The organism is Brevibacillus massiliensis (assembly GCF_000311785.1).
Lineage (GTDB): Bacteria > Bacillota > Bacilli > Brevibacillales > Brevibacillaceae > Brevibacillus_C > Brevibacillus_C massiliensis.
The window spans coordinates 418,287-441,255 of sequence record NZ_HE978536.1 but is presented as its reverse complement, the minus strand read 5'-3'; the positions used below and the strand labels follow the sequence as shown (position 1 = coordinate 441,255).

17 protein-coding genes and 1 pseudogene are annotated in these 22,969 nt (G+C 54.8%); 14 read left to right on the top strand and 4 right to left on the bottom strand.

All coding sequences use genetic code 11. The features are described from left to right. The first annotated feature begins 98 nt into the window (after positions 1 to 98). The 3 genes from lon to HGBM_RS05985 all read left to right on the top strand — a co-directional run bounded on the left by lon (position 99) and on the right by HGBM_RS05985 (position 4,807). Entirely contained in the window at positions 99 to 2,432 is a 2,334-nt protein-coding gene (lon, locus tag HGBM_RS05995; protein WP_026074241.1) for an endopeptidase La, read from the top strand. A 1-nt stretch (position 2,433) separates the two neighbouring features. Then, complete coding sequence (yihA, locus tag HGBM_RS05990) at positions 2,434 to 3,060, top strand: ribosome biogenesis GTP-binding protein YihA/YsxC (protein WP_019120185.1); 627 nt, start codon at positions 2,434 to 2,436, stop codon at positions 3,058 to 3,060. 466 nt (positions 3,061 to 3,526) lie between these two features. After that, entirely contained in the window at positions 3,527 to 4,807 is a 1,281-nt protein-coding gene (locus HGBM_RS05985; protein WP_019120184.1) for a hypothetical protein, read from the top strand. Between the two features lie 593 nt (positions 4,808 to 5,400). On the opposite strand, the gene HGBM_RS05980 is transcribed toward HGBM_RS05985, so the two are convergent. Next, the gene (locus HGBM_RS05980; protein ID WP_019120183.1) at positions 5,401 to 6,339 is read right to left on the bottom strand and encodes a DMT family transporter; all 939 of its coding nucleotides are present in this window, start codon (positions 6,337 to 6,339) and stop codon (positions 5,401 to 5,403) included. A gap of 225 nt (positions 6,340 to 6,564) precedes the next feature. Between HGBM_RS05980 and hemA the strand changes: the two genes are divergently transcribed. The 8 genes from hemA to hemL all read left to right on the top strand — a co-directional run bounded on the left by hemA (position 6,565) and on the right by hemL (position 15,368). Further along, complete coding sequence (gene hemA / locus HGBM_RS05975; protein ID WP_026074240.1) at positions 6,565 to 7,929, top strand: glutamyl-tRNA reductase; 1,365 nt, start codon at positions 6,565 to 6,567, stop codon at positions 7,927 to 7,929. A gap of 22 nt (positions 7,930 to 7,951) precedes the next feature. After that, a complete protein-coding gene (locus HGBM_RS05970; RefSeq protein ID WP_019120181.1) occupies positions 7,952 to 8,773 on the top strand; it encodes a cytochrome C assembly family protein in 822 nt (273 codons plus the stop codon). A 14-nt stretch (positions 8,774 to 8,787) separates the two neighbouring features. Next, positions 8,788 to 9,465 carry a precorrin-2 dehydrogenase/sirohydrochlorin ferrochelatase family protein gene (locus tag HGBM_RS05965; RefSeq protein WP_019120180.1) on the top strand — a complete coding sequence of 226 codons (678 nt, stop codon included), beginning with the start codon at positions 8,788 to 8,790 and terminating at the stop codon, positions 9,463 to 9,465. After that, positions 9,437 to 10,384 (top strand): hydroxymethylbilane synthase, encoded by a 948-nt coding sequence (hemC, locus tag HGBM_RS05960; RefSeq protein ID WP_019120179.1) that lies wholly within the window; start codon positions 9,437 to 9,439, stop codon positions 10,382 to 10,384. The genes HGBM_RS05965 and hemC overlap by 29 nt, the downstream gene beginning before the upstream one ends. Further along, the gene (gene cobA, locus HGBM_RS05955; RefSeq protein WP_019120178.1) at positions 10,381 to 11,907 is read left to right on the top strand and encodes a uroporphyrinogen-III C-methyltransferase; all 1,527 of its coding nucleotides are present in this window, start codon (positions 10,381 to 10,383) and stop codon (positions 11,905 to 11,907) included. The genes hemC and cobA overlap by 4 nt, the downstream gene beginning before the upstream one ends. A 19-nt stretch (positions 11,908 to 11,926) precedes the next feature. Continuing rightward, the gene (gene hemB / locus HGBM_RS05950; protein WP_019120177.1) at positions 11,927 to 12,910 is read left to right on the top strand and encodes a porphobilinogen synthase; all 984 of its coding nucleotides are present in this window, start codon (positions 11,927 to 11,929) and stop codon (positions 12,908 to 12,910) included. Position 12,911: 1 nt separating this feature from the next. After that, positions 12,912 to 13,964, top strand: coding sequence for a siroheme decarboxylase subunit alpha (gene ahbA, locus HGBM_RS05945; RefSeq protein ID WP_019120176.1), 1,053 nt, complete (start codon positions 12,912 to 12,914; stop codon positions 13,962 to 13,964). A 102-nt stretch (positions 13,965 to 14,066) separates the two neighbouring features. Then, on the top strand, positions 14,067 to 15,368 hold the full coding sequence (gene hemL / locus HGBM_RS05940) for a glutamate-1-semialdehyde 2,1-aminomutase (RefSeq protein WP_019120175.1): 1,302 nt from the start codon (positions 14,067 to 14,069) through the stop codon (positions 15,366 to 15,368). Between the two features lie 34 nt (positions 15,369 to 15,402). On the opposite strand, the pseudogene HGBM_RS05935 reads toward hemL, so the two are convergent. The 3 genes and pseudogenes from HGBM_RS05935 to HGBM_RS05920 form a co-directional block, all read right to left on the bottom strand. Continuing rightward, a pseudogene (locus tag HGBM_RS05935) lies at positions 15,403 to 16,964 on the bottom strand (glycosyltransferase family 2 protein). Further along, positions 16,961 to 17,935: an NAD-dependent epimerase/dehydratase family protein gene (locus tag HGBM_RS05925; protein ID WP_019120172.1), complete on the bottom strand. Its 975-nt coding sequence runs from the start codon at positions 17,933 to 17,935 to the stop codon at positions 16,961 to 16,963. Before HGBM_RS05925 ends, HGBM_RS05935 begins: the two are co-directional and overlap by 4 nt. Further along, positions 17,932 to 19,242, bottom strand: a complete 1,311-nt coding sequence (locus HGBM_RS05920) for a nucleotide sugar dehydrogenase (RefSeq protein WP_051029625.1) — start codon at positions 19,240 to 19,242, stop codon at positions 17,932 to 17,934. The genes HGBM_RS05925 and HGBM_RS05920 overlap by 4 nt, the downstream gene beginning before the upstream one ends. A 202-nt stretch (positions 19,243 to 19,444) precedes the next feature. On the opposite strand from HGBM_RS05920, the gene HGBM_RS05915 reads away from it, so the two are divergent. From HGBM_RS05915 to HGBM_RS05905, 3 genes are read left to right on the top strand one after another with little or no spacing between them, the layout of a single operon-like run. Further along, entirely contained in the window at positions 19,445 to 20,857 is a 1,413-nt protein-coding gene (locus tag HGBM_RS05915) for a LysM peptidoglycan-binding domain-containing protein (protein ID WP_019120170.1), read from the top strand. A 17-nt stretch (positions 20,858 to 20,874) separates the two neighbouring features. Further along, positions 20,875 to 21,882, top strand: a complete 1,008-nt coding sequence (locus HGBM_RS05910; protein ID WP_026074238.1) for a hypothetical protein — start codon at positions 20,875 to 20,877, stop codon at positions 21,880 to 21,882. Further along, positions 21,879 to 22,874 (top strand): protein kinase family protein, encoded by a 996-nt coding sequence (locus HGBM_RS05905; RefSeq protein WP_019120168.1) that lies wholly within the window; start codon positions 21,879 to 21,881, stop codon positions 22,872 to 22,874. Before HGBM_RS05910 ends, HGBM_RS05905 begins: the two co-directional genes overlap by 4 nt. Positions 22,875 to 22,969 lie beyond the last annotated feature (95 nt).

The window sequence follows — 22,969 nt, the reverse complement described above, 5'->3', positions numbered from 1 at the left end:
CAGATTAGACATTGTCTCCGGTTTACGATAAAATGGAACAAAAACGCTACAAATCCAAGAAGAGCATGAGTTTACAGGAGGATTGGGGGAGCATGGCCATGGAAGATACGAGTGGAAAAAGAGAGATTCCATTGTTACCGCTCCGCGGGTTGCTGGTGTATCCTAGCATGGTTCTCCACCTGGACGTAGGTCGGGAAAAATCAATCAAGGCCTTGGAACGAGCCATGGTGGATGACAATAAAATTTTGTTGGCTACACAAGAAGAAGTTCAAGTGGAAGACCCGGGAGCCGCCCAAATTTTTCAAGTGGGGACGGTTGCCCGCGTCAAGCAGATGCTGAAGCTGCCCAACGGTACGATACGCGTCCTGGTTGAGGGGCTGCAGCGGGCGAAAATTGAAGAATTTACCCGCGAAGACGATTATTTCCAAGTAATCATTACATACCTGGAAGAGAATCCGGGAAAGGAGAACGAAGTAGAAGCATTGATGCGCTCCGTGTTGAATCACTTTGAGCAGTACATCAAGCTGTCGAAAAAAATCTCCCCGGAAACCTTCTCATCCGTAAGCGACATCGAAGAGCCGGGAAGGCTTGCCGACGTTATCGCTTCCCACCTGCCCTTGAAGATGCAGGATAAACAGCAGATTCTGGAGACCGTCGACATTCAAGAGCGGCTGGAAATCCTGCTCAAAATCCTCAACAACGAACGGGATATTCTCGAGTTGGAACGCAAGATCGGGCAGCGTGTGAAAAAACAGATGGAAAAGACGCAAAAAGAGTACTACTTGCGCGAACAGATGAAGGCGATCCAAAAGGAGCTCGGGGAAAAGGAAGGGCGCGCCGGAGAAGTGGACGAACTGCTGGAGCAGTTGGACAAGTCGGATGTTCCGGACCGGATCAGGAGCAAGATCAAGAAGGAACTGGAACGTCTGGAAAAGATGCCGTCCACATCTGCCGAGGGAAGTGTCATCCGCACGTATGTTGACACTCTGCTCGCTCTGCCGTGGACGCGCAAGACGATCGACAACCTCGATATCGCGCATGCCGAAAAGGTGCTGAACGAAGACCACTACGGGCTGGAGAAGCCAAAGGAACGGGTGCTGGAATACCTGGCCGTGCAAAAGCTGGTCAACCACATGCGCGGTCCGATTCTCTGCCTCGTCGGTCCGCCCGGCGTGGGGAAAACATCGCTGGCCCGCTCGATTGCCCGTGCGCTGGAGCGCGAATTTGTCCGCATCTCGCTCGGCGGGGTTCGCGATGAAGCGGAAATTCGCGGCCATCGCCGCACGTATGTCGGCGCCATGCCGGGGCGGATTATCCAAGGGATGAAGTCGGCGGGGACAGTCAATCCCGTCTTTCTGTTGGACGAAATCGACAAGCTGGCATCCGACTTCCGCGGCGACCCCGCTTCCGCCCTGCTGGAAGTCCTGGACCCCAATCAGAACGACAAGTTCAGCGACCACTACATAGAAGAGACGTACGACTTGTCACAGGTGATGTTCATCACGACGGCCAATACGCTGCACACCATCCCTCGTCCCTTGCTTGACCGGATGGAGACGATCTACATCTCCGGTTATACCGAAGTGGAGAAGCTGAAGATCATGCAGGGTTACCTGCTGCCCAAGCAAATGCAAGAACACGGGCTTGGCAAAGATAAACTGCAGGTCAACGAAGAGGCGATGCTAAAGGTGATCCGCCAGTACACCAGGGAGGCAGGCGTGCGCAATTTGAACCGGGAGGCGGCCAACATCTGCCGAAAAGCGGCCAAGCTGATCGTCAGCGGCGAGAAAAAGCGGGTGGTCGTGACGCCGAACACTGTGGAGACGCTGCTGGGCAAGCCCCGCTACCGCTTCGGCTTGGCCGAGCGGGAGGATCAGGTCGGTTCGGTTACCGGGCTGGCTTGGACGGAGACGGGCGGAGATACGCTCAATGTAGAGGTAAGCGTGCTGCCGGGGAAAGGAAAGCTCACCTTGACCGGGCAGCTCGGCGACGTGATGAAGGAATCTGCGCAGGCGGCGTTCAGCTACATCCGCTCCCGTGCCAATGAGTGGAAGATCGACCCCGAGTTTTACGAGAAAAACGACATTCACATCCACGTCCCGGAGGGAGCGATTCCCAAAGACGGCCCTTCTGCCGGGATTACGATGGCGACCGCTTTGGTGTCTGCGCTGACGGGCATTGCCGTTCGCAAGGAAGTGGGAATGACAGGCGAGATTACCCTGCGGGGGCGGGTGCTGCCGATTGGCGGTTTGAAGGAAAAGGCGCTGTCCGCTCACCGGGCCGGATTGCAGGAGGTTATCATTCCCAAGGAGAATGAAAAAGACATTGACGACATTCCGGAGAGCGTACGCAAGGAGCTGCGGTTTATCCCTGTGGATCACTTGAATGACGTCCTTATCCATGCCTTGGTCAAGAATGATTTGGTGAAGTAAGATGAAGGTTACTTCTGCCGAATTTATCATCAGCGCTGTTTCCCCGAAACAGTACCCGACGGAAGGCCTGCCGGAGATCGCCCTGGCAGGTCGCTCCAATGTCGGGAAGTCGTCTCTCATCAACAAAATGCTAAACCGCAAAGCCTTGGCGAGGACGAGCTCCAGGCCGGGCAAGACGCAGACGCTCAACTACTTTCTCGTGAACAAATCACTCTACTTTGTCGACTTTCCCGGCTACGGCTACGCCAAAGTGTCCAAATCGCTCAAGAGCCAATGGGGCGGGATGATCGACACCTATTTGACCAGCCGCAAAGAGCTGAAGTTCATCATCCAGCTCGTCGACATCCGCCACGCTCCCAGCAAAGACGATGTGGCCATGTACGAGTACTGCAAGCAGATCGGCCTGGACACCGTCGTCGTCGCGACCAAGGGAGACAAGATCGCCCGCGGAAGGTGGCAGCAGCACCTGAAGGTGATCCGCAATACGCTGAACATGCGGCCGTCCGATACGCTGATCGTCTTCTCCTCCGAGACCGGCCAAGGCAAGGACGAACTCTGGGCTGAAATCAACCGCCGCTTGAACGAGGCTGGCGATCCGCAGGCTGCGACTGCGCCGAAGTCGCCGTAAGCGACTCGCCGATTTGATCAATAATAAGTCTATCGAATCTTTTTTGAATATATCAGTGTTCGGTTTACATTTTTCCGTATCGAAATAGCATAGTGATCTATATTCGTCGCTTTATTTACTCCTTTATACGGATTTTCAAAACCTACAAAGATAAAATTTAAACAACCTAAGCCTGTTAGTATCAGGATTAGGTTGTTTGAATTTAATTCCTCCTGAAATGAATAAACATGAAAACAATTACCGAATTCTTCTATGTCATCACAGGCACATAGGCTATAAAAAAACCATTAATCTTGACAGAATTCTAATTTGCCATATGGAAGATGATAAGATATAGTTATTTCCATTATTCTACAAAACAATAACACATTTTTACATTTTTCAGTTTACATCTCACTCCTACTGTGTTATATTAGATTTTTAAATCATAAACTCTACCATAAGAGTAAAAAATAAGGAGGCAAAAATGCTCAAAAAATTTTCATTTTTCGAGCAAAACATTTGTCGAGTGGCATTGGTTGGAATACTTACGTCAGCAATTACACTTTCTCCTTACTCCATTAATTTACAGTCAAAAAGTGTACTTGCAAAATCCGAATCCAAGGAACTGCTATTTGCATCCCGGAATAATTTAGAAAATTTAGATTTCTGGTCCGATAATGGTGCATTTGATAATGTTAAACAGGCATTAAAAGATAAAAAAATCATAATAAAATCTATTCATCCTGAGGAAAAAGAAGATGTATCTGAATTTAATTCAATCGCCTATAACTATAAAGATGTTAAAGGAGACAAAAAATTACAAGAATCTCTACAAACCGCTCTTTCTGATGGTAAAAAGGTATTCTTATATGGTGGTCTTACTGTTGAAGAATACTGTGAACTATTAGGAATAGAAAACATATATTCTAAAATAGAAAGCAGTGATTCAAAAGAAACGATTAAAGTTTCCTTCCATGACAGTAAGAAAGAAAAAAAGAAATTGAAAGAGAAGGAAGGATCATACAATATTAGCGATAATATACATGAAATCATTGGTTACACTCTAGATAAAGATGCTTCCTATAAAGTGTTTATTTCTGATATTAATAATTACGATGATAAGGGAAAGATCGATTTAACCGATGAAATTTATTTGAAGGAAATCTTAGAACATGAAAACAAAGATATTGAAAAGTCAAATATGTCATTGGCCTCAGCCAAAATTGTTGATAGCGAATATGATATCATAGCCAATGCATATTATTTAAACGACAAAGTAGGATCGATAAATTCACAGTGGAAACTTTATAAAGTTACCGATGAATCTGATTCCGACTACGATTTCTTCTATGTTAAAGATACAAGCACAATCGAAACGTATTCATGGAGTTGGGATGCAGAAAGATTCAGTGTCAAACACGATCTTCCCTTTGATGGTGACCAACTTGATGATGCTTCTCCAAATGACACATCCTCTAACCCTTATAGTATTAGTTTAAGTTTCCCATTTAATATATCGTATACCTATACACTTGATTCAGAACCTGATATTGATCTTACATTAAATAAGACCTATGATTATGCTAAATGGATAGTTAGAGACAACCAATTGGAGTCTGATCAGTACGATTATGAGTTCGTTACTGCGTGGGCATCCACCGGTTCATATGCTGCAATTGATATTGACCACACTGTAAATTTTTACTCGGGGATAGATGTTGAGGCCGATGCCGATCACTCTATTACTGTGCGATACGATTATTAAAGGTCGTTAGTAATCTTTAACAACATACATTCCATAATGATTCACTTGAAATTTAGTGGTTTTAGATTTTTAAACAAACTCCCTTGACAAAGGAAGCAAGGGAGTTTGTTTAATGATTGATGCAAATACACCGAAGTTACGACGATTTCTACAGTTTAATCAACCTACCTTTCATTACCAGCCCTTTTTTCAAGTTCATTTGAGACAAACACCCGTAGGAATGTGAGTATGGCAGGCGAGTATGTATTAGGAGTATGAAATAGGGCTGCCCCGGTAGGAATACAAGACCACGGACTTTCTGACTTAGAGAAGAAAAGCCTCGTTGAGACCGGGAAAAATGGAGCGAGCTGAGGCCTTGGCAGCGCCCACCCAGTCGGAACGGAAAAAAACGGCACACGCTTGTCGACCAAATTCTACGTTGAGTTACTCATGGTGATTTTTAGTCGACATGCCGTTTTTTGGAGTGAAGACGGCCAGTCCAGCTTCCCCGCTGGCGTGCCACGAACGAAGCGAGCCCATTTTTCTCGGTCTCCACGGCCTATATTCACCAAAGCAAAAAACGCGAGGCGCTTTGATTTGCACCTCGCGTTTTCCTATGCCGACCTCTTTTCCGGCCTCCCCGTCCGCGGCCCTTTCCACTGCTTAACCCAAGCGTTGATCGGCAGCTCAGCCAAAATCATTCCACTCAGGATAAGCGCACAGCCGACCAATTGAGGCCCCGTAAGAATTTCGTTGATCCACAGATAAGAGGTGAGCGCCGCAAACACCGGCTCCAAAGAATAGATCAGCGCAACACGGGTCGGGGACGTCTTTTTTTGCAGCGTCGTCTGCGCCAAAAAAGCCAAGGCCGTACCTGGAATGGCGGTGACGAACAATCCCCAGGCTACTTCCGGTTTCGCCATGGTGCCGATGTCAAAGGCCAGATGCCAGTTTTCAAAGCAGAAAGCGTAGCTAAAGCTGAGCACGGAAACGGTCAGAAGCTGCACAATCGCCAACAGAAACGCCGAATAGTGCGGTGCGTACTTGCCGGTAAAGACGATCTGCAGGGCAAAACAGATCGTGCAGCCAAAGACCAGCAGATCGCCCAGGTTGATCGTCAGCGCGCCCTTCAGCGTCAAGAGGTACAAACCGCACGCCGCCAGCACCACTCCGAACACCGCCGGCAGCTTTACCCTCTGCTTGAGAAGCAGAAAAGCCAGCAGCGGGACGAGCACAACGGACAACCCCGTGATAAACCCGGCTTTTGACGGGGTCGTGTAGAGCAGGCCGACGGTTTGAAACGCGTAGCCGCCGAACAGCCAAACGCCGAGAAATGCGCCTGCACCGATAAGCCGCCACGAGATGGTTGACCAGGCATTGCGGAAAAACAAGGTCATGATGACGATCAAAAACAAAGAGGCAACCATAAAGCGAACGGCATTAAAGGTATTGGGAGGCAAAAGTCCGATGGCGTTTTGCACGACCACAAAAGTCGCGCCCCAAACGAGGACGACCAACCCCAGAATGATGTCAGCAAGTATCGAATTTTTCAACGCTTCGCACCCCATGTTCCACAGATAATAGAGCCATTTTATCACTTTTTTGCCAGAATGGTTACTCCCTTTTTTCTGGTGCCGGGGCGAGCTGGAGGGCTTGACAATCCCAGCCTTGCAAGCTTAATAAACTTTTCACATTTGAAAGTGGCCTTATCGGGACATAATGTTATAATAAGAGTGCATTTTACAAGAAGAAAACGCATGGAAATCTGGGAGGAAGCTATGGAAATTCTGCTCTTAGGCCTTAACTACAAAACGGCGCCTGTTGAAATTCGGGAAAAATTTACCTTCAATGACGACAGTACACCACGGGCTTTGCATCTCCTCTCCCAGACGAAAAGCGTGGTGGAAAGTGTCATTCTCGGCACCTGTAATCGCACGGAAATTTACGTTATCTGCGATCAGCTGCACACAGGCCGTTTTTACACGCGCAATTTTTTGGCGGAATGGTTTGGCGTCGACAAAGAAGCAATCCAGCCGCATTTGTATATAAAGGAAAACGATGAAGCGATAGAGCATCTGTTCCGGGTTACCTGCGGACTCGACTCCATGGTGATGGGCGAGACGCAAATTTTGGGGCAGGTGCGAGACGCTTTTCTTCTGGCCCAGCAGAACGGCACGACCGGAACCGTGTTCAACACGCTGTTTAAACAGGCCGTCACCCTGGCCAAACGCGCCCACACCGAGACGGCGATCGGCCAAAACGCGGTATCTGTCAGCTACGCAGCGATTGAACTCGGCAAAAAGATTTTCGGGTCCTTCCAGGGCAAGGAAGTCCTGATCATTGGCGCCGGCAAGATGAGCGAGCTGGCAGCCAAACATCTGCACAGCAACGGCGTGTCGCGTGTCCGCGTCGCCAATCGGACGCTGGAGCGGGCTGCCCAGCTGGCGGAGAAATTCCACGGACAGGCGTGCAGGCTGGATCAACTGCCGGATTTGCTCCTGTCGGCCGATATCGTGATCAGCTCTACCGGGGCCAGCGGTTACGTTGTGACCAAGGAACAGTTGAAGCCGATTATGAAGCAGCGGAAGCAGCGCCCGCTGTTTATGATCGACATCGCCGTGCCGCGGGACTTGGACCCGGGACTGCACGAACTGGACAACGTTTTCCTCTACGACATCGACGATTTGGAAGGCATCGTCGCCAGCAACCTGGAGGAGCGGTCCAAGGAGGCGGTGCGGATTGAAGCGATGATCGGCGAGGAAATGGTCGCCTTCAAGAGCTGGTTCCAGACGCTGGGTGTAGTGCCGCTGATCTCGGCGCTGCGGGAAAAGGCGTTGGACATTCACAGCGATGCGATGCGCAAAATCGAGAATAAGCTTCCCGGCTTGACCGAGCAGGAGCTTCACATCATTCGCAAACACACTCGGGGCATCATCAACCAGCTGCTGCATTCGCCGATGGTTCGCCTGAAGGAACTGGCGGTTCAAAAACGCGCAGACGAGGTCTTCGAGATTTTCTCCTCGATTTTTGCGCTGGAAGAGATTATGGAACGCCGTGAACAAGAGGCGGCATGGGAAGAGAGAAAAAAACAAGCTGCAGGGCGTGAAAATGGGTTGGCGACGCAAACGGGCAAACAGTTTTAGGTGATACAAGGAGGAGGGTGCGATGGCGGAAGCGAGATGGATCTACGATCTGACGATCTTTCTCTACGCAGCGAGCGTTCTCTTCTACTTTAACGACTTCTTGCTGAGCAACCGGAAAGCGAACCGCATCGCTTTCGGGTTGCTTGCTGTCGTTTGGGCGCTGCAAACCGTGTTCTTTGTTTCGCAAATGGCGGCGAAACCTTACTTTCCGGTGCTGACCCTGTTTGAGACGCTCTTTTTTTATTCGTGGATACTGGTAACCGTTTCCTTGGCAATCAATTACTTTTTCCGCGTCGATTTGCTGATATTTTTTCTCAATGTGATTGGCTTTGTCGTATTGACAGCATCCATGTTCTTTCCGGAAACGTCGAGCGCTGCCCATTCCAAAGTGATTTCCGAGCTGCTGTTTATCCACGTCACGCTGGCCATGTTCAGCTACGCCGCTTTCGCGCTGTCGATGATTCTGTCGGTGCTGTACCTCCTGCAAAACAAGCTGCTGAAGCAGAAGCGCTGGACGCCTCTCCTCAGGCGGCTGCCCAGCTTGGATAAGCTGGAGCTCTTCTCGTACTTCACCAATATGGTCGGGGTGCCGCTCCTCTTGCTGGCGCTGCTGCTGGGGGCGATTTGGGCCCAGTTGGTGGAAACAGGGGGGTTCTGGACGGACGCAAAAGTCTGGATGTCGCTCCTGGTGCTGCTTGCCTACTCCGTTTTGCTGTACAGACGGTTTACCGAGGACTGGCTGGGACGCAAACTGGCTTGGGGAAATCTCGTCGCATTTGTTATTCTACTCTTAAATTTTGTTTTTACCGATGTCTTTTCCAACTTCCACCGCTGGATGTATTGAAGAGGTGAGCAGCTATGAAAAATCAGTATCCTTTGATGATCGATCTGACAGGGCGGGACTGCCTGGTGGTCGGCGGCGGTGGAGTTGCCCTGCGCAAAGCAGGTTCGCTGGCTGCGGCGGGCGCGAATGTCACCCTGATCGCGCCCGAGGTGCATCCCGGCCTTGCGGACATGGTTGCTTGCGGTAAGGTCCGTTGGCGCAAGGAGCCTTTTGGCGGCCACGATGTAAGCGGCTATGACCTGGTTGTGGCGGCGACCGATCAACCGGAGGTGAATCTGGCCGTCTACCAGGCAGTGGCAGCCAACCGGGGCTGGATCAACATCGTCGATCGGCCCGACTTGTGCAACTTTATCGTCCCGTCTTCGGTGCATCGCGGGAAGCTGGTCATCTCCGTTTCTACATCGGGAGCCAGTCCCGCCCTGGCAAGAAAGATCAAGCAGAAGATCGAGCAGGAGTTTGGCCCGGAGTACGAGCGGTATCTCGACTTTCTCGCACAGATGAGACAGCGGGTGCTCGCAGAGGTGGAGAATCCCGAAGAGAGAAGGCAGCTTTTTCAACAGCTGCTTGACGACGCGTTTTTACACGCGTCCGAGGAACAACAAAATCAGATGGCAGAAGCCTTGCTCGAGCGGCGCAAGACGGGCGGGGCGCAGGGAGGCAACGATGAGACAGTGGAAAGTAGGTTCGCGTAAAAGCATGCTGGCATTGACCCAGACCAACTGGGTGATCGATCAGCTAAGGAAGCTTGAGCCTGGCTATTCTTTTGAGATACATGAGATCGTGACCAAAGGGGATGTCATCCTGGACGTCACGTTGTCCAAGGTAGGCGGCAAGGGTTTGTTCGTAAAGGAAATCGAACAGTCGCTGCTGGATAAAGCAACCGACATGGCTGTCCACAGCATGAAAGACATGCCGTCGGAACTGCCGCCCGGACTTGTGATCGGGGCCGTTCCGGTGCGTGTCGACCCCAGGGACGTGCTTCTGTCCAAGGAAGGCAAAACGCTGGACGAATTGCCGCAGGGGGCGCTGGTCGGGACAAGCAGTTTGCGGCGGGCCGCCCAGCTGCTCGCTTACCGTCCGGACCTCTCCATCGAGCCGATTCGCGGCAACATCGACACCCGCATGCGAAAGCTGCGGGAAGGCAATTTTGACGCCATCGTGCTGGCAGCCGCCGGACTGGCGCGGGTCAGCTGGGAAGGGACGGTCGATCAGTTCCTCCCGGTCGAGATCAGTCTCCCCGCCGTTGGCCAGGGGGCGCTTGCCATTGAATGCCGCGAGGACGACGAAGAACTGCTGGCGCTGTTGTCCCGCCTTGATCACGAGCCCACCCGGCTGGCAGTGACCGCGGAGAGAGAGCTGCTGAATAAGCTGCAGGGCAGCTGCCAGGTGCCAATCGGCGGGTACGCGACAGTGGAAGAGGGGCATGCCGAGGGCGGCGGGCCGCTGATCCGCTTGACCGGCCTGGTGGCCGATCCCTCAGGCAGGCAGGTATACAAAGAGACGCTGGCCGGCAGCGACCCGGCGGCATTGGGATCGCAGGTGGCCGAGCGGCTGCTGGCAAGCGGTGCAGGCGACGTGCTGGCAAAGGTGAGGGAGGAGAATCAGCGATGAGCAGAAGCAAAGTATTTTTGGTCGGAGCCGGTCCCGGGGATCCCAAGTTGATCACGGTTCGCGGATTGGAAGCAATTCGGATGGCTGACTGTATCGTTTACGACCGGTTGGCTAGTCCCCAGCTGCTCTCCCATGCCAAGCCGGACGTTGAACTGATCTACTGCGGCAAGCTTCCCGACCGGCACACCTTGACACAGGAAGAGATCAACCGGGTACTGGTCGAGAAAGCCCGGGAAGGAAAAGTGGTGACGCGGCTAAAAGGGGGCGACCCGTCCGTCTTCGGCCGTGTCGGCGAAGAGGCGGAAGAACTGGTCAAACACGACATCCCCTATGAGATCGTGCCGGGGATTACTTCCGGAATCGCCGCCCCGGCGTACGCCGGGATTCCCGTCACCCACCGCGATTTCAATTCTTCTTTCGCCATCGTCACCGGCCATGAGCGGCCGGACAAGACGGAGTCGAGCATCAATTGGGAGAAACTGGCTACCGCTGTCGAGACGATTATTTTTTACATGGGCGTCGGCAACCTGCCGTTCATCCGGGAGCAGCTGATCAAGTACGGCCGCTCGCCGAAGACTCCTGTGGCCCTGATCCGCTGGGGCACGACTGTCGATCAGGAGACGCTGGTCGGCACCCTGGAGGACATCGTCGAGAAGCGCGAAGCGGCCAATCTGACGAATCCGGCGATCATCATCGTCGGCGAGGTCGTCCGCTTGCGCGACAAGCTGCAGTGGTTTGAGAAAAAGCCGCTGTTCGGCAAGCGTGTGCTGGTGACGCGCGCCCGCAGCCAAGCGAGTGAATTGAGCGAAAAGATCGTCGAGCTGGGCGGAGAGGCGTACGAGTTTCCGCTGATTAAAATGGTGTCGCCCAAAGAGAGCAGGCCGCTTGACGAGGCACTGTCCAACCTGGGATCGTACGACTGGGTGATGTTTACCAGCGTGAACGGAGTATCCTTTTTCTTCCAAAGGATGCGCGAGCTGGGCATCGACATTCGCACGCTTTCGGGAAAATTGGCGGCGGTCGGTCCCAAGACGGCGGAAGCGCTCCGCGAGCGGGGACTGACAGTCGCCGTGCTGCCGGGCGATTTTACCGCCGAAGGACTGCTGGAGAGTCTGCAGGGCGAGTTGAAACCGGGCGAAAAGGTGCTGCTGCCGCGTGCAGACATCGCTCGCGAGACGCTGCCGCGCGAGCTGCGGAAGCTGGGGCTGGAAGTGACGGAAGCCGATACTTATGATACAGTGATAGATGCGGAGAATGCAGCGGAAACGGCGCAACTGCTGGAAGAGAAGGCGATCCAGCTGATCACTTTCACCAGTTCGTCCACAGTGAAAAACTTTGTGCAGGCCATGGCCGGACACGACCTGACCCGACTGCTTGAAGGGGTTCAAATCGCTTGCATCGGTCCGATCACGGCGGGGACGGCAAAAGATTTGGGCCTGCCTGTACACGTCATCGCCAAGGAGTACACGATTCAAGGACTGCTTGACGCTGTCCTGCAAAACCGAGAAGAAACAACCTGTTAACCGTTTGGGGGGAGAGAATATGGCTATACAGTTTGATCGCCATCGCCGGCTGCGCACCAGTCAGGGAATGCGAAGTCTCGTCCGCGAGCACTATGTACGGACGGAAGATTTGATGTATCCGCTATTCGTCGTCGAAGGGGAGAACATCAAGGAGGAGATCCCGTCGATGCCGGGAGTCTTCCACTTCTCGCTGGATCGGCTGAAAGACGAAATGGCGGAGGTGGCCGCTCTTGGCATTCCGTCTGTGATGCTGTTTGGCGTCCCTGGCCACAAAGACGCCTGCGGGTCGGAGGCGTACTCTGACACGGGGATCGTGCAGCGGGCGATTCGCCAGATCAAAGCCGACTATCCGGATATGATCGTTGCCGCCGACAACTGCTTGTGCCAGTTTACCGACCACGGCCACTGCGGCGTGCTGACAGAAGACGGTCAGATCGACAACGACGAATCCTTGACCCTGCTCGCGAAGACGGCTGTCTCCCAGGCCAAGGCCGGTGCTGATATCATTGCGCCGTCCAACATGATGGACGGCTTCGTGGCAGCGATCCGCGAAGCGCTGGACGAGGCCGGAATGGTTCATGTTCCGATCATGTCGTACGCCGTGAAGTACGCTTCCTCGTTCTACGGACCGTTCCGCGATGCCGCCCATTCGTCGCCGAAGTCGGGGGACCGCAAGACGTATCAGATGGATCCGGCCAATGCCCGCGAAGGGCTGCGCGAGGCGGCGTCAGACGTCATGGAGGGGGCCGACTTCCTGATGGTAAAACCGGGGCTCGCTTACCTCGACATGGTGCACCGTCTGAAGGAAAGCTTTGACCTGCCGCTCGTCGTCTACAACGTCAGCGGCGAGTACTCGATGGTCAAAGCAGCCGCCGAAAAGGGCTGGATCGACGAAGAGAAGATTGTGATGGAAATGATGACGGGCTTTAAGCGGGCCGGAGCGGATATCATCATTACGTATCACGCCAAAGACGTGGCCGGTTGGCTGCAAGGAGGGAAGTAAGATGTCAGTTGATGTAATGGATGCGTTGGATCGTGAGATTCTCGATGTGGTACAGAGAGAGATTCCGCTTGTCGCCGAGCCGTTCAAGGTGATCGCCGAACAGATCGGCACGACGGAGGACATTTTGCTTGAACGTCTGCGCAAAATGAAGGGAGACACGATCCGGCAGACATCGGCGATCTTTGACACCAAGGCGCTCGGTTACAAATCCAGCCTGGTTGCCGCCCGCATCGCACCGGAGAAGCTTGATGAACGGGCGAAGGTGTTCAACCAGCATCCCGGCATCACCCACAACTACAAACGCAACCACGACTTTAACCTCTGGTTTACAATCGCCGTCCCTCCGAACAGCCGGTACGGCTTGGAAAAGACGGTAGACATCCTCGGCGAGCTGGCGGAAGTGGAATCGATCCGCATACTGCCCACCTTGAAACTGTTTAAAATCGGCGTCCAGCTCGATGTGAAAAAAGAAGCGGCAGCAGCCGACAAAGCGGCTCCGACCTACAGCGAGGAGATGCGCCAGGCGGCGATGCAGATTCCCGTAACCGATCAGGATATTGCCGTCATCCTCGAATTGCAAAAGGACCTGCCGTTTATCAAGCGGCCGTTTGACGCGTGGGCAGAGAACATCAACATGACTCCTGACGAGCTGTTTGCCCACGCCCAAAAACTGATTGACGCCGGAAAAATGCGCCGCTTCTCTGCCGTGCTGAACCATCGCAAAGCAGGTTTCAGGGCCAACGGAATGGGCGTCTGGAACGTACCGGCGGAGAAAACGGACGAAATCGGCCTGAAGATGGGGTCGTTCCGCGCTGTCAGCCACTGCTATCTGCGCCCGACCTATCCGGATTGGAAGTACAACATCTTTACGATGGTGCACGGACGGGATCTGGAAGAGTGCGAATCGATTCTGCAGGCGATCGAAGACGAGACGGGTATTACCGATCGGATTACCTTGTACTCGACCAAGGAATACAAAAAGACCCGCGTCTCTTACTTCACGCCGGAAATCTACGAGTGGGAAGCAGAAGTGGCAGAGCGCCTCGGCTTGTAAGGGAGAAGTGCAAAGCGCTTGTTTGGAAATGGTCAAACAGGCGCTTTTTTCCAATATGGAAGTTTTAGGATTGTCGATCATACTTTTTTGAGGTGGTCAGGGATGAATACCAATGTAGAGAATTCGAAGCGGCTTTTTGCCGAAGCAAGGCAGTACATACCGGGTGGAGTAAACAGTCCCGTCCGCGCGTTTGGCAGCGTCGGCGGAACGCCTGTGTTTATTCACAAAGGGGAAGGCTCCAGGATGACGGATGTCGACGGAAATACGTATATCGATTACATCGGCTCCTGGGGCCCGCTGATCCTCGGGCACTCGCACCCGCGCGTTTTGGCTGCGATCCAGGAGGCGGCTGTGCTTGGAACCAGCTTTGGAGCGCCGACGGAGCGGGAGACGGAAATGGCAAAGCTGGTCTGTGAAATCGTGCCGTCAGTCGAAGTAGTCCGCATGGTCAACTCCGGTACGGAGGCGACGATGAGCGCGCTGCGGCTGGCCCGCGGGTATACCAAGCGGGACAAAATCATGAAGTTTGAGGGCTGCTACCACGGCCACGCCGACAGTCTTTTGATCAAGGCGGGTTCCGGCGTGGCTACGCTGGGACTGCCGGACAGCCCCGGTGTCCCGCAGAAAACGGCAGAGAACACGATAACGGTGCCGTACAACGATCTCGACAGCGTGCGGCTGGCATTTGAACAGTTCGGCCGGGAAATCGCTGCCGTGATCGTCGAACCGGTCGGCGGCAACATGGGCGTCGTTCCTCCGCTTCCGGAGTTTTTGCCGGGGCTCAGGGAAATCACCCAGTCCTACGGCGCACTGCTGATCTTTGACGAAGTGATGACCGGTTTCCGCGTCGCCCGCGGCGGAGCGCAGGAGCTGTACGGGATCAAGCCGGACTTGACGACGATGGGAAAAGTGATCGGCGGCGGCTTGCCGGTTGGAGCGTACGGCGGCAGGCGGGAGATCATGGAGCAAATCGCTCCGGCAGGCCCGATCTACCAAGCGGGAACGCTTTCCGGGAATCCCTTGGCGATGGCGGCCGGACTTGCCACGCTGCAGGAGCTCGGCAAACCCGGCGCTTACGAACAGCTGGAAGCGCGCTCTGCCCGCCTGGCCGAAGGGCTTGGCGACAATGCCCGCAAACTGGGGATCGCCCATACGGTAAACCGCGTCGGTTCGATGGTCTGTCTCTTCTTTACCGACACGCCGGTGATCAACTACGAAACGGCAAAAAAGGCGGATGTAAAGCTGTTCTCCGCTTACTTCCACAACATGCTGGCAGAAGGCATCATGCTGCCGCCGTCCCAGTTTGAGGGAATGTTTGTCTCGCTCGCCCATACAGAGGAGGATATTGAGCGGACGATTGACGCCAGCTACAAGGCGATGGAAAAGGCGGTCAACAGATCGTAGGAAAAAAGGGCTGAATCCTGAAGCAGAAAATCTTCTACTTCAGGTTCAGCCCTTTCAATTTGTTCCTGGCCCGATTGCCGTCGTACAGACCGCCTCTTGGCCCCCTCGCCTGCAGCAGGCAGTACAGCCCTTCCAGGTGATCGCCAAGGATCCGCTCTACGGCAGGGGGGTAGCCCACGGCTGCAAAGTGCTGGTCTGGACGAATGCGGTTGAGCCGATCCGCCTCGACGCGATGAACACAGCGAACAGAGCATCCGGACAAGGCGGCCATGACCTGTGCCGCAACGGGCGAGAGCAGCATCTCCCAGCCGATGTGCCGAAGAGCGCGGCGGCTGATTGCATGAGGTACGGCAATCATCGAGCCGGCCCCGACATCCTGGCGATCCAGAGCCAGGTTTACCGCGTACTTGCACGCTGTCACGATATGCAGCGGGAAGCGCAGGTCCAGGTAGTAGTTCAAGTCGTTCAAAGCGACATCCACTCCTTGGGCGACAAAAGCGGCAAACGGGTAGAGATCGGCTGGAGGGATCGCGAAGTCCCCGTCGATGAAGAGCAAAATATCGCCAACCGCCGCCTTTGCGCCGACGGCCCGGCCCACGTCGTTGCCCAAGGCTTCTTCAAACAGAATCGTTTTTGCCCCGAGCTCTGCGGCAATCCGAGCTGTCGCATCCCCGGAGCCGTTGACCACGACGACGATTTCTTTCGGCTCGATTTTTCGCGCTTGGCGGATCACTTCTCCAATGGCGGCTGCTTCGTTTTGCGCGGGGATGATCACGGACAGGTCCTGCCCGCCGTACAGAGACGACTGAACACCCCAACCAGGCGATGCAACCGGAATAGGCCGGCTGCCTGTGTCAATCTGCTGGATGATGTCTCTTTGCCTGTTACCGTCGGTGAATCCTCCGCGCGGTGTGGTTAAAAATTCCGCCAGCGCCGCCAGGTGATCGCCCGCCATCCGCTTCTCGGCGCGCGGCAGGGTGTGATCACACCGGCCGTGCTCATCGGGGCGAAACCGATTCGGGGTGATCACGTCGATCGCATAGCCGTGGGCGATGCGAAATCCCGCTTGGACCAGCCGCAGATGGGCGACGATCGGATCAGCCAGGGCCTCTACGCCTATTGTTCGAACCGCCTTTCTGGTGATCGCATGGGGAACTGACAGCACAGAATCGATCTTTAGATCACTGCGTCCGATCAGTTCGTTCAACACCTGTCGCCAGACGGTGGCGGAGTGCGGCCGCTGGTTGGCGGTGAAGAGGGCATCCAGATCATTTAGCACCACATCGGCGTGACCGTACCGGATCGGTTCCAGAAAACGCTGCAAACTTTTGGGGGCAATCGCAAAATCGGCATCGATAAAGAGCAGGATGTCACCGGTGGCAGCTGCCGCGCCGACGGCCCGCCCCACGTCGTTTCCGAGCGGCTTCTCTTCTTCGATCACGATGCATCCGCCGCTCTGGCGGGCGATCTCTGCAGTCTCGTCGGTACAGCCGTTTGCGACGACGATGATCTCATGGGGACCAGCTGTTTGCAGGAGTGAATCACTTCGGCGATGGTAGCCGCTTCATTGCAGGCAGGAACAACGACGGAGATCAACCGCGCTCCCCTCCACGTGCCCGGTACCAGTCGATTGTCCGGGCCAAGCCTTCTTCCAAGCCGATCCGTGCAGAAAAATCGAGTATTCGCTTTGTCTTTCGCATATCCGGGAACCGGTTGGGGATCTCTTCAAAGCCAAATGAATACACCTGTTCAAACGGCACATTGACAATCCGCGATGACGATCCCGTCAGGCGTTTGACTAACACGGCCAACGCCCCGATGCTGGTTTGATGGGCGGAGCCGACGTTGAGGATTTCCTGATCGGCCTTGGGATCCACAGCCCTGGCCGTCGCTTCGACGGCATCGCTGACGTAGGTAAAGCATCTCGTTTGCGTACCGTCTCCGTAGACCAGCAAGTCGTTTCCCGCAAGGGCCGCGCGGATGAACCGGGGAATCACTCCGGCATAAGGGCCTTCCTTGGCCCGCGGCCCGTATATGTTAAAATACCGCAGGATGGTGACGGGAAGCCCCTTGTCACCATACCCCAGGCATAGTGTTTCCTCCAGGGTTTTCGCAACAGCGTAGATCCAGCGCAGTTTGGCAGTCGCGCCATAGACCCGGTCATTCTCTTCGGCAAAGGGAGGAGTTCCCTTTCCGTAGACCTCTGAGCTGGATGCGAATACGACCTTGCAGCCGGAACGGTACGCCGCCGCCAATACGTTGCGGGTGCCTTCAACATTGGCTTCAATCATTTCGACAGGCCGTGTCATGGTCGTCTTCACACCCAAGATCGCCGCCAGGTGAAAGACGACGTCAAACTCAGGGATGATCGCGTCCATGAGCTGTTTATCTGCCGTACTTCCTTTTATCAACGGTAACGGCCCCGGCAGCTTGGGCCGATCGCAAAGCGCTTCGCGGTAAAAGTTGTCTACGATGGCCACCTCATGGCCGAGGTCCAGCAGACGCTCCGCGAGATGAGATCCGATAAATCCGGCACCTCCGGTCACCAAACAGCGTTTCCGGTTCATGCCCATCGAACCACCTTATCGTGTGATTCCGGATAAATTCCGCGCGTATCCAGGATAAACCGGGAGTGCCGACTGATAAAATCCCAATGAAAGGAAGAATGATCCGTGATGACGACGACCAGATCCGCCGCCCCGAGCCGCTCTGCGGTAAGCGGAATGGAGGTGTGCTTCCGGCCAGCCAGCTCCATTTCGGGGATGAGGGGATCGTGGTAGGTTACCTGAAAGCCTGCTTCCTGAAGCAGGGCAAAAATCTCGAATGCGGGTGATTCGCGAAGATCGCTCACGTCCTTTTTATAGGCGACGCCGAGGAGCAGAACAGACGGTTGGCTGTTCGGCGCATCTGGCCGCTTCAGCAGGTCAGTGACAAGCGAGGCGATCTCCTTGGGCATTTCCTCGTTTACCGTCCTGGCTGCCTCAATCATGCGGCTCGTCAATCCGAACTGGGCTGCCCGCCATTGGAAGTAAAGCGGGTCGACAGGGATACAGTGGCCGCCGATGCCTGGCCCCGGTTTGAACGGCGTAAATCCGAACGGCTTCGTTGCCGCGGCTTGCAGCGTCTCGTGGAAGCTGATGTTCATCTTCCGGCACAAAATCAGCATTTCATTGACGAGCGAGATGTTGATGAAGCGGTAGATGTTCTCAAACAGCTTGCACATCTCGGCCACCTTGGGCGAACTGACGGGGACAACGGTGTCGAACAGCCTGCCGTACAGCTCCTGCACCTTCTTGCAGCAGGCAGGTGTTAGTCCGCTGATGACTTTCGGAATCTGTCTGATGCCAAACTGCCTGTTGCCGGGATCGATCCTCTCCGGCGAATAACCCAGGAAAAAATCCTTTCCCGCCTGCAGGCCTGACGTGGCGAGAATCGGCAGGATCACTTCCTCCAGCGTTCCCGGATAGGTGGAACTTTCAAATACCACAGTCTGACCCCGCCGCAAGTGTCCGGCGATATACTCGGCGGCCGATACCAGCGCTCTGAGATCGGGTTCGTTGTTCTGCTTATCCATTGGCGTGGGCACGGTAACGATGACGTAATCGGCTTTGCCCACTTGTCCGAATGGCAGTCGGGCGGAAAAGCGTTTCGCTTGCATCACCTCTTTTACACTGTCTGACGGAACGTCAGGGATGTAACTGTTTCCGAACTGCTCGTTGTCAATGCCGAGGACGACACAGTTGTGCCGGGCCATGTGCACGGCGAGCGGCAGCCCGACAAAACCGAGCCCGACGACCGCGACATTGACAGAAGTACTGCCCAAGTTAACTCCTCCTTTGTAAAGTTTCCAACAACTGCCGATTACGTCCTCCATCTGCAAATCCGCCTCGCGCATCGGTTACGGACAGGAGGTAGTGCAGCGCCTCCGCGTGGTCTCTGTAGATCCGATCGAACGCAGGCAGCCTGCCGTTTTGCCGTTGGTGCTCCGGGCGCAAGCGATTGGGCCAATGGTCTAAACACTTCCTTCTGTCCATATAGTAATAGGGAAATGTTTTTACCTGAAAGGAGGAGCAAGTGTGTCGTTACAAGATGGCATGTTGACGTTTCGCATTAAGGAGACCATCTTCCTCTCAGCAGATAAAGCAGGCATCGGGGAGTTGAAAGAATTGGAACTGCTTCCCGATGTGGAAATTATAGAAAATACCCAGGATATCTCCATTACAGGCTGCCTGCATCTTCAGGGAAAGTATCTGGTGGCGAAGGAAGGCCAGGAAACAGAGGGCGAAGGGGACTCCTTGCTGTCAGCGATGAAATTTCCCCCCTTCCATCTGAATACCGGACCGGAGCCGCCGTTTCTCTATGACACCGAACAGGAGCTGACCCACAGAATTCCGCTCAATATTACCATCCCCTTGTCCCGCGTCGCGGAAGTCGGGGAAATTTTTGCGGTTGTGGACGGATTGGACTACGAGTTAAAAGCGAACAACCAGCTTCAGATCGAAGCCGAACTAAAGCTTACCGGAATCACCTTGTTTGAACCGGAGACTGCGAGGAAAGCCGGGGAAGAGTGGGAGTTTGTCCATGTCGCCCACGAAGTGGATGATCGGGGCGGGCAGGATGTTCCATCCTCTTCCCTGGATGAAATCGAACAGAAACTGGAAGCGCTGGAACGGGCGGTAGAAGCGGACGAGGAACGGCAGCCGGAGCCGATCCAACCTCCAGCTCCTCCTTTCCTGCCCGTATGGGAACAGTTGAATGCGATCGAATCTACTGACGTTCGCCCTGTTTCCGGCGGTTACGCTCAGGCAGAATCGGAAGAGCCAGACGAGCAGGCGGAAGCCGCCGCATCCGCAGCGGGCCGCTCCGCTGGCGATGCGGAGTCGGAGCTGGCCTATGACGAGCCGGATGAACAGTCAGAGGCGGAGCAAACAGCCGTCCGCGAAGAGGAGCCGGCAAAAGAGGTACTGGCAGAGAATGCAGCGGAGTCTGAGACACAGGAGATGGCCGAGGGAGAGCCTGATCATCAGGACGCAGCCGAAGCGGCAGTGGAAGCGGAGGCGGCAGCGGAAGAAGTCGGCGCCGAAGAGGTCATGGCACAACCGGACGTCCCTCAAGAGACGGAACTGCGGGTTGCGATCAGCGGCAAACCGGCCAAGGAGAGCGAAGAGGAGCTTAATTTGACCTCGATCTTCACTCAGTCAAAACGCCAGTCCGCACCGCCGCCCGAGGCGACCGAACAGGCCTACCAAACCGACATGCCCGACGGCGAGACGGCAAGCAGCACATTGACCGCGGTCGGCAGTCTAAGCTCGTTCGTCCGTGAAGAAGAGCAGCCGTTCAGCCGGCTGAAGATGTGTATCATTCAACGCGAAGAGACCCTGCAGTCCATTTCCGAGCGTTATTCTGTGCCCATCTCCCGTTTGATGGAGGCCAACAGCCTCGAATCAGACCGCATCACGGAGGGGCAAGTTCTATACATTCCCCAATGAGGGGGGAGTGAAGACAAGTGCTACGTGACGAAAGAGAGTTGAACCGGATTTGCCAGCGATACCGCATGCGGGTGATCCGCATCCAGCCGCAGGAGGATTTCTATCTGTTGGAAACCAATCGCGGCCCGAAGGAACTGCGGGTTTGGCCGCGGGTGGATGTGCTGCGCTGGTCCTTTATGTGGAGGGAGCAGCTTGCCAGGCAGGGATTTCGCGATGTGGAACGATTTATTCGAACCCGCGACGCCAAACCGTATGTCGTATCTGGCAGAAAGGGATACACCTTGACCGATCATGTACGCTCCTGGACCCCGCTGACGCCGACGGTGGAGCAGGCGAAACTTTGCGGACAGTTGGTCGCTTCGATGCATCTGGCGCAGAGCAGCCAATCTTCCCCGGCTGCAGTAGACCTGTTAAACCGGGAACAGGCCCTGATTGCGGCCGAAACAGAGCGGGTTCGCAACCTTCACGATTCCTTTACCAGCCGTTCCCGGTTGTGGCAGCCCGAAGACAAATGGGTTGCCAGCCAATTCAGACCGCTTTTGGAGAGGATGGGACGCGGCGTAAGGCTGCTCTCGCCGGAATCGTTCGACGAGACGGAACTGGCAGTGTCACACCGTTTCATGGATCGGGGGAACCTCGGGATCATGAAGGAGCGCGTTTTTCTGCGCGGCTTTTACAGTCCCTCTCTCTCGGTTCAGCAGCGGGATACGGCACATTTTTTGCGAGATTTGCTGCTTGGCGGGGAGGGGGCAGAACGGGACCGGATTGACGCCTTTTTGGACGGATATGAGGCGGTAAAGCCGCTCACGTACTCCGATTACCGATTGCTGCTCGCGTTCATGGTTCCGCCGCAAGAGCTGTGGCAGGCATTGCACCAGTATGTCCATGCCGCTTCGGCAGGGCAGCGGGAGGATTGCGACATAGCCCTGATAGCCGAGTCCATCCGGCAGCAGCAATCCGTCGATGAACTGCTTGCCCACATCGCCCGGCGAGCGGAAGACGCGCGAAGAGGTCGTGGCGTATGAGCCGATTTGACGATATCTACCCCTTGTTTCCTGAATACGACATGTTCGCCCAGACGATCGACGTGTTAAAGGCGCCCAATGTGTACAAAGTGATGACTCCGTACGGATCGTACGTATGCAAGCGAACCTCGGCTTCGCCGGGACGTTTGGCGTTTGTCGCAGGGCTGCTGCGCAACTTGCAGCAGCGCGGATGGGACGGAGCTGTTCCGCTTGCGTACACCAAGTACGACGAACCGTACGTCCAAAGAGACGAACAGTACTACTACCTTACCGGGTGGCGGCCATCCGCGGCGATTGGCGAAGAGCAAATCCCCGTCTGGGGGAGGGCCACCCTGGTTCGTTTAGCTGAACTTCACCATTTGACGCAAAATTATCGCTTCGACGATCCCCGTCAAGTAGATCCGTTGGTAGATTCCTTGCTGGCCCGCTGGGAAAAATGGCTCGGGCTGATGGAGAAGAACGCCGCGATTGCCAGGGCCCGCAGCTACCCTTCCCCCTTCGACACCGTCTTCCTGGCGAACCAGGCGTATCTCACGGAAGCCGCGACCACAGCGATCTCCTCCTTGCGTCGGTGGGGGGAGCAGCACCGCACGTATGCCCACTTTCGCTTGAGCCTGGTTCACGGGGCGCCATATCCGGCCCACACGCTGCTTGATTCTTCCGGAAATGTTCAGTTCATCAATTTTGACCGTGCTGTTTTCGATACCCCAGCCCGTGACGTCAGCAAGTTTTACCGGGCGTATTTTCACTTGGGAGGGGAAGGGACGACAGCGTCCGAACTGTTTTCAGCGTATCAGGCGGTTTTCCCCTGGCGGCCGGAGGAAGTGAATCTGTTGATGGTCTTCCTCTCTTTTCCCGAACGAATCATGGGCGACCTCGAACTGTATTACCGGCACGCCAGGGAATGGTCTGAACTGTATGCCGTTCGCCGCCTGGAAAAAGATCTGGACCGCTACATGCGGATGCAGCGGTGGATGCAGCAAGCTTTTTGACAGGATAAGAAAGTATAACTTCTTGAGAGGGCTTCCCCATCCTGCATGAAAAGCTTCCTCAAAAGAAGGACTCGACAACTTCTTGGCGGAGGCTT